This is a genomic window from Xanthovirga aplysinae, from assembly GCF_009711365.1.
Lineage (GTDB): Bacteria > Bacteroidota > Bacteroidia > Cytophagales > Cyclobacteriaceae > Xanthovirga > Xanthovirga aplysinae.
In genome coordinates, this window is the sequence record NZ_SMMB01001079.1 from 1 (window position 1) to 7,702 (window position 7,702).

The window sequence follows — 7,702 nt, forward strand, 5'->3', positions numbered from 1 at the left end:
ACTAATTATATTAAGAATGGCAGGGGAAAAGATTCATCTATAAATTCCTTTTTCCCTACAAATTTATGGGGGTATAATTTTTCACCTATGAATAGCGCACACCAGATTGAACAAACATCCACTTAAATCCAATTGACTTTAAAATTCTTTTTATTATTTGGCCATATCTTTTCCCCAATTTACAAAAATTTGATTGAAGCAAATTTTAGATTTTTAAGGAGAAAATCTTTATATTATTCCTAGAATCCAGAAGAGAAAAATATAGAAAATGAAAAGAATTTTTCTGGGTTCATTTCCTCTAATAACTTATTCTTTCCAATAGAACCCCTCTTCTTTTTCTCTGAATTTACTAGATTACCTTCTTACCCTATGAAGTTTCATAAAAAAAGACTTGTCTTTTGGCTATATTTGCTAACCATTACTACTCTAATGGTTGGAGTTTTGGAGTTTTCCTTACGCCAGTTTTTTCATCTTGGTAATCCTTTAATTTACGATTCCAGCCCAACCTATGGTTATCGACCCTTACCTCAACAAAGCATCATAAAACGTTCAGGAAATTTAATTAACACTAATAATTTAGGGATTAGAGCCAATAAAGATTGGAATCCTGTTGAAAAGGAAAATAAAATCTTGTTTTTGGGAAATTCTGTCACTTTTGGAGAAACCGTATCGAACCATGAGTTATTTAGCAACTTAGCACTTGAAGGGATTGATAGTCTTATCAGCGGCTCAGCTGGTGTAAATGGTTGGGGAGTCAAAAACATTCACGCTTTAGTCAAATTACATGATTTTACTCCTTCAGAAACATATGTGACGGTATTAATCGAAAATGATTTTTATAGAGGGTTACAGCGTGCTTCCTCTTTTCATGGATTTTGGTATACCAAACCCAAATCTGCCATACATCAAGTAGGCATGTTCTTTTTAAGAGAATACCTCAATAATAATCTATCTCATTGGAACCGAACCTCACTTTCCCCAAAGGAAGAAGAAAAGAAAGCTGATATTTTGGTAAAAGATGCAGTGCTGGCTTTAAAAGAAATTGATGATTTTTTAAAGTCTAAAGGATACCAACACCAAATATTTATTTCACCTGACAGCTCCCAGGTGTATAAAGGAGCTCCTTATGATAAACGTGTTAAGAGCTATTTAGAAGAGAATTGTATTGAGGTAACTTACCTTTTAGAGGATGTTTTGAAATTTCGCTCAAATGAAAGAGGAGTTTTTTTTTATGACCATGTTCATCTAAATTTAATTGGTCATGAAGTTTGGGGCAAAGTATTGAATAAACATATTTTTCAAGAAAAATAAGATCGGCCCAATTAATAGTGTAGCAACAATTTAATCCTGTATTATCAGAACCCTTTACCAACCCATGGTATCATCAATAAAAATCCATATATCAAAAGGAAACATTCAGTGACAAAGAATAAAATCAACAAAAGAATTGTCCTGAACTAATTGTGGGCTTAAATAAGGAATTCCCAGGTTCATTCCTCTCAATATAAATAAACAGCCTAAAAGAAAGGTAAAAAGGGGAAGAGCTTTTCGATAACTTCCTTTTAAAGCTATAGGTAAAAAATTCCCTCCTAAAGAGATTGTCAACATTAAAGGCAATGTTCCCATACCAAAAACAGCCATATAAGTGGCACTAAACAAACTATTTCCTCCTGCCATGGCTCCTGCAAGTGCCACATATACCATTCCACAAGGCAAAAGACCATTTAAAAGTCCCACAAAAAAGGAAGTGCTTGGCCCCCTTCTTTTAAATTGAAGGGAAAATTTTTGCTTTAAAAAATTCGTGAAACGATATAATGGCAAAAATGCTTTAAATTTTTGCAAATAGGAAGAGGGTAGAATTAGGGAGAAAATAATAATTATTCCAGCAAATATGGATAAATATTGTTGAGGAATAGCTAATGAAATTCCCTCACCTAGAATCCCAATGAAGAACCCCAATAAGGAATAGGTAATAATTCTTCCCAGGTTATAAAACAGCCGGCTTTGAACAAACTTCCACCGAGAAGATCTATCCCCTGGTAAGGCCATAGCCAAAGGGGCACACATTCCCACACAGTGCATACTGCCCATCAACCCCACTATGAAAGCTGTCCACAAAGCCATTTTTTTATTAAAAGTTAATAATTAAGGAACTTTAGCTTCTTAACTATTTATAATTCAATACATAAAGGATTTTTCTTCAAAAAACCGCTTTCCATTAGCTGTCCACGAAAGTTGCATTTTCCAATACCCCGGAAATAATTTACTAATATCAATCTGTTGTTGTCCATTTAAATCCAAAGCCAGGACCACCTTTCTATCCATGGAAGCATCAGAAGGCCTAAAAAAATGAATTTCCCCATGTAAATCCTCCTGACCGGCTTCTTTAGGAAAAACGAGATTAGCCATATGCTCCTTTTTATTCAAAACAAACTGGATTTTGGTTTCCATTTGCTTGGCATTTTGAATCTCATCTATTCGGTCCTGATAAGCAATTTCTTGTTTATAATAGTCTTCAGCCACAAGGTTTACATCCTGTTTTACACATACGACGACCAAACCTATAATCATAATAGCAAAAAGCACAAAAGCTAATGCCACGCTTTTTCCCCAGTTCATAACTTTCTTTGTTTAATTATTTAACCAATGAAAATATCCATCGCTCAACACCTTTGAAACCTCAAAATCTTAATACAAATTTACGAATCAGTTAGCGGGTCCCATAAAATTGGTGTTTACCTCATCCATTATTTCGTTCTCCTGATAAACCTGTATGGTCAAGCTGCTCTTCATCCCGTTCAATTCCTTTTTTGGAAGCTCAATAAAAAAGACCCCAGTAAATAGTTCACCTGCCTTCACCAGAATTTCTCCTTCACTGCCTACCTGACGAATAGTCCCATCAGGATGATTCTTTAGCTGAAGCCTAATGATTTTATCCTGAAAAGTTTTATTCACTAATTGAATATTATAGAGATTACTAATTTGCCCATTTTCCTGCTCTTGATACAACATTCCAGGAACACGTTGAATAGTTGTTTCGATATCGCTTCGACTGGCAATCAAATAGGTTAGAACACTAAGAATTAAGACCAAAATACTGGTGTAGGCCACAATTCTTGGGTTAAAAGTCCATTTCTTTGCTGTTTCTATTCCAATAAGAGAATCATATCGGATCAATTTTTTTGGCCTACCAATTTTCTCCATCACCTGATCACAAGCATCAATACAAGCAGTACAATTGACACATTCCAATTGTGTACCATTTCTGATATCAATACCTGTAGGACAAACCTGCACACAAAGGCTACAATCCACACAATCTCCTGCCTTCTCACCGGATGCTTCCAAGGATACTTTGGCTTTTTTATTTAACTTGACACGTTTTTCCCCCCTAAGGTAATCATAGGCCACTACAATGGACTTCTTATCCAAAAATACACCCTGAAGCCGCCCATAGGGACAAACAGCAATGCAAGCCTGCTCTCGGAAGAATGCAAATACCCAATAAAAAATACCAGTAAATACTACTAATCCGATAAAACCCGTCAAATTTTCTGTAGGAGGTCGGCTAATGATTTCCTTCACTTCCTCTACCCCTACCAAATACGCCATTAACAAATGACTTATCAAAAGGGAAAGCAACCCAAATATTAGATGTTTGCCCCCCTTCTTCAGAATCTTTTGCCGATTCCATGGAGAAGCCTTTAATTTTCTTTGTTGATTGGCATCCCCCTCAATCCAATATTCTATTTTTCGGAATACCATCTCCATAAAGATGGTTTGTGGACAGGCCCATCCGCACCAGACCCGTCCATAAATCACCGTAAAAAGAATAATAAAGACCACAAAGGCGATCATTGCCAGGACAAAAATGAAAAAGTCCTGAGGCCAAAATGCCATCCCAAAGAGAATAAATTTTCGTTCAAACAAATTGAACAAAAAGAGAGGCATACCATTAACCTTTATAAAAGCGCCTGAGAATAAAAGGAACAACAATATAACGGATACGATAACCCTTCCCCGGTGTAGCTTTCCCTTTGGCTTTTTAGGATAAACCCATACTCTTTTCCCATCCTTATCCACCGTGGAGATGGAGTCACGATACAATTGCTCATTCTGCCTACTCGTATCCATTCAAATTTACCCTTATTTATTGGTCCTAATAGCCATAATATAAGCTTCGGATCAATTTCCTGCAGAAGCATGAAATACCTCTGCTTCCTCTCGCACATATTTTTCACCCTGTGGCTCTTTCCCATTTGGAGGATTTGTACCCTCCAGGCTTATAACAAAGCTAGAAACATCCCGCATTTGAACGGGGCTTAATTTACCTTCCCAAGCCACCATTCCTTTACCAGGAACACCATGTTTAATGGTTCTAAAAATATCTTTTATGGAGCCTCCATGTAACCAATATTCATCTGCTAAATTGGGACCAACGCCCCCCTCACCAGCTTTTCCATGACAAGGGGAGCAACTAGCCATATACACTTCCTGTCCGTTTTTTATATCATTAGAGTCCCGGGTCAATTCCACATTACTTTCATCTATCCTTTCCCCAATTGCGGCCATTCGGGCTTCCATGTCTTCCTTAGCTAATGCTAATTCTTGTTGGTATTCTTCCGCTTGTAATGGTCTAATCTTCCAAACATGATAAACCCCTACATAAACTATCGCAAAAACAATGGTGGCATAAAACAAGTATTTCCACCACGGAGGTAAATGGTTGTCCAATTCCCGAATTCCATCATAATCATGATCTAGCAAGATTTTATGTTCATCTTCTATGGCTACGGCGGCATTCCAACGATCGAATAGGTTTTTCTCTTCTTTAACAGCCTCTACAGCTATCCCCTGAGACTTTCCAATCGCTTCCTTTTTTAAGTCCAATAACAACCGAAATACCCGAAGCAAATACAGCATTACAAAAAATGCCAATAAAACTACCACCAAAGCGGCTATTAAAACCGTATTTAACAGGAGTTGGGAATCTTCAACTTGCCAAAATGAGGACTCTTTTGTCTGTGCCCAGGCATTTCCAGAAAGAAAAATAAAAGCAAACATGAAAACAAAAGCTTTAAATATAACTCTGGTTAAAGTTTTCATTCTTTTGGTAATAAAGCCTATTCCATTTCTACTACTCATAACTATCCTTTTTAGAAGCCTTTGAAAAATTATCTTCCTCTAGGGGCAATTGGCCCATTCGATTAAAATAGCGCTTATCAGTTGTAAATGACCATATGATCAATCCCAAAAAAAATAGGAAGAAGATCATTAAAGAGATCAAAGGACCGACCTCTATATTTTGAACTTGCTCGAAATAGTGCTTAAACATAACCTTGTATTTTAATTCAATGTAGAGACGCAAAACATTGCGTCTCTACAACTCATTCTTCATCTTTTTCCCCTCTTGCAATCACCTGCTCCACTTTAATATCAGTCCCCAATCGTTGCAGATAAGCAATTAGGGCTACGATTTCCTTATCAGGGGCTATCTCAATGCCATCACTCTTTAACCGCTGGGTGATTAGATTGGCTTGATTTTTCACATCATCATTAGCGTATTGATCATATCCTTCTGGGTATGGTACTCCCAGAGTCTGCATGGCTTTGATCATTTTAGGTGTCATATTCATGTCGTAAGATTCCTCGAATAACCAAGGATATGGAGGCATTATTGACCCCGGTGACATACTTTGTGGATCCAGCATGTGATTATAATGCCAGGAATCAGGATATTTTCCTCCCTCTCTATGTAAATCCGGGCCTGTACGTCTGGAAGCCCATAGAAAAGGGTGGTCATACACGTACTCCCCAGCTTTGGAATATTCTCCATACCGCTCTGTTTCCGATCGGAATGGACGAATCATTTGCGAATGGCAATTCATACAACCCTCTTTGAGATAAACATCTCTTCCATGTAATTCTAAGGGCGTATAAGGCTTTACACTAGCTATTGTTGGCACATTGGACTTAATCAGAAATGTTGGTAAAAATTCGAAGGCTGTTCCCACCAGTATAGCAACCAATGCCAAAGTGGTAAAGATGACTGGCTTTCTTTCCAATGCCGAATGCCATTTTTCTCCCCTAAAAACTTTCTTTTTTTCCAATGCGGGTGCTTCTGCTGGTTCATTGGCCAAGAAATCTCCTAGAGAAGTAGTTTTCCACATATTATAAACCCCAACTATGGTTCCGGACAAATAAAGTGCGCCTCCTAAAGCCCTTAAGCCATACATAGGGATTATTTGCATTGTGGATTCCAAAAAGTTAGGATACTTCAACAATCCATCAGGAGTAAATTCTTTCCACATTAAGGATTGGGCAACCCCAGCAAAATAAAGAGGCACTACATAAACCACAATTCCTAATGTGCCCAGCCAAAAATGAACATTGGCTAATTTCCTCGAATAAAGCTTTGTTTGCCACATCTTTGGAATCATCCAATATAAAATTCCAAAAATTAGGAAGCCATTCCAACCTAAGCCACCTACATGGACGTGAGCCACAATCCAGGAGGTAAAGTGAGCAATAGCATTAACATTCTTTAAGGATAACATAGGCCCCTCGAAAGTTGCCATCCCATAAGCGGTTAAGGCTACCACCATAAATTTGAGCTCAACCTGATCTCGTACTTTATCCCAGGCACCTCTTAAAGTCATTAAACCATTGAGCATCCCACCCCAGGAAGGAGCAATAAGCATGACTGAAAAAACAACTCCCAAGGTTTGAGCCCAATCTGGCAAAGAAGTATATAATAAATGATGGGGACCAGCCCATATATAAATAAAGATGAGTGACCAGAAGTGAATAATAGATAGTTTATAGGAATAAACAGGCCGATTAGCAGCCTTAGGAACAAAATAGTACATTAGTCCTAGAAAAGGAGTGGTCAAGAAAAAGGCCACTGCATTGTGCCCATACCACCATTGTACTAAAGCATCCTGTACTCCTGCATACCAGGAATAACTTTTAAATAAACCAATCGGAAGCACGAAACTATTCACGACATGCAATACTGCTACAGTCACGAAGGTGGAAAGGAAAAACCAAATAGCCACATACATGTGACGCTCCCTACGCTTTAAGATGGTTCCGATCATGTTGATTCCAAATATCACCCATATGATTGTGATAGCAATTTTAATGGGCCATTCCAGTTCGGCATATTCTTTTCCTATAGTGTAACCTAAAGGGAGGGTAATGGCTGCTGCCACAATAATGGCCTGCCAACCCCAAAAGTGTATCCAGCTTAGGGTATCGCTAAATAATCGTGTCTTTAAAAGACGTTGCAAAGCATAGTAAGTACCTGCAAACATGGCATTTCCCACAAATGCAAAAATCACTGCATTGGTGTGCAAAGGCCTGATTCGACCAAAAGTGGTATAAGGCAAATCAAAATTAAAGGCCGGATAAAACATTTGAATGGCTGCGGTAAGGCCTACCAGCATACCAACCAACCCAAAAACAACCGTAGCGATAATAAAAGCCTTAACGACCTTATTATCATAGGCAAACTTTTCCAGTACCATATTCTTCAGAAAAAAATTATTTAATAGATCTTCTAGACCCCCGTTCGACTTTTTTTATCTTAATTGGTGAAAAAGTGCTTAATGGGAGCTCTTCCTACAGGTAAATTATTTATGAGCGGCAAGTTAGTTCCATGAGTTGGGAAGGGGAATGATGAGCATTAGTTGAAAAGATG

The 7,702-nt window shown here is 37.9% G+C and carries 7 protein-coding genes; 1 reads left to right on the forward strand and 6 read right to left on the reverse strand.

Annotated elements, in window-relative coordinates:
- The first annotated feature begins 369 nt into the window (after positions 1 to 369).
- Positions 370 to 1,311, forward strand: coding sequence for a hypothetical protein (locus tag E1171_RS12230; protein WP_155206292.1), 942 nt, complete (start codon positions 370 to 372; stop codon positions 1,309 to 1,311).
- Positions 1,312 to 1,416: 105 nt separating this feature from the next.
- Here the strand turns inward: E1171_RS12230 and E1171_RS12235 are convergent, their stop codons facing one another.
- The 6 genes from E1171_RS12235 to ccoN all read right to left on the reverse strand — a co-directional run bounded on the left by E1171_RS12235 (position 1,417) and on the right by ccoN (position 7,529).
- Positions 1,417 to 2,124 (reverse strand): sulfite exporter TauE/SafE family protein, encoded by a 708-nt coding sequence (locus E1171_RS12235; RefSeq protein WP_155206293.1) that lies wholly within the window; start codon positions 2,122 to 2,124, stop codon positions 1,417 to 1,419.
- 54 nt (positions 2,125 to 2,178) lie between these two features.
- Positions 2,179 to 2,619, reverse strand: coding sequence for a FixH family protein (locus tag E1171_RS12240; RefSeq protein ID WP_155206294.1), 441 nt, complete (start codon positions 2,617 to 2,619; stop codon positions 2,179 to 2,181).
- An 87-nt stretch (positions 2,620 to 2,706) separates the two neighbouring features.
- On the reverse strand, positions 2,707 to 4,134 hold the full coding sequence (gene ccoG / locus E1171_RS12245; RefSeq protein WP_155206295.1) for a cytochrome c oxidase accessory protein CcoG: 1,428 nt from the start codon (positions 4,132 to 4,134) through the stop codon (positions 2,707 to 2,709).
- 51 nt (positions 4,135 to 4,185) lie between these two features.
- A complete protein-coding gene (locus E1171_RS12250; RefSeq protein WP_246164313.1) occupies positions 4,186 to 5,145 on the reverse strand; it encodes a cbb3-type cytochrome c oxidase N-terminal domain-containing protein in 960 nt (319 codons plus the stop codon).
- Complete coding sequence (locus E1171_RS12255; protein WP_155206296.1) at positions 5,138 to 5,335, reverse strand: cytochrome C oxidase Cbb3; 198 nt, start codon at positions 5,333 to 5,335, stop codon at positions 5,138 to 5,140. The genes E1171_RS12250 and E1171_RS12255 overlap by 8 nt, the downstream gene beginning before the upstream one ends.
- A gap of 52 nt (positions 5,336 to 5,387) precedes the next feature.
- The gene (ccoN, locus tag E1171_RS12260; RefSeq protein WP_155206297.1) at positions 5,388 to 7,529 is read right to left on the reverse strand and encodes a cytochrome-c oxidase, cbb3-type subunit I; all 2,142 of its coding nucleotides are present in this window, start codon (positions 7,527 to 7,529) and stop codon (positions 5,388 to 5,390) included.
- Between the last annotated feature and the right edge of the window lie 173 nt (positions 7,530 to 7,702).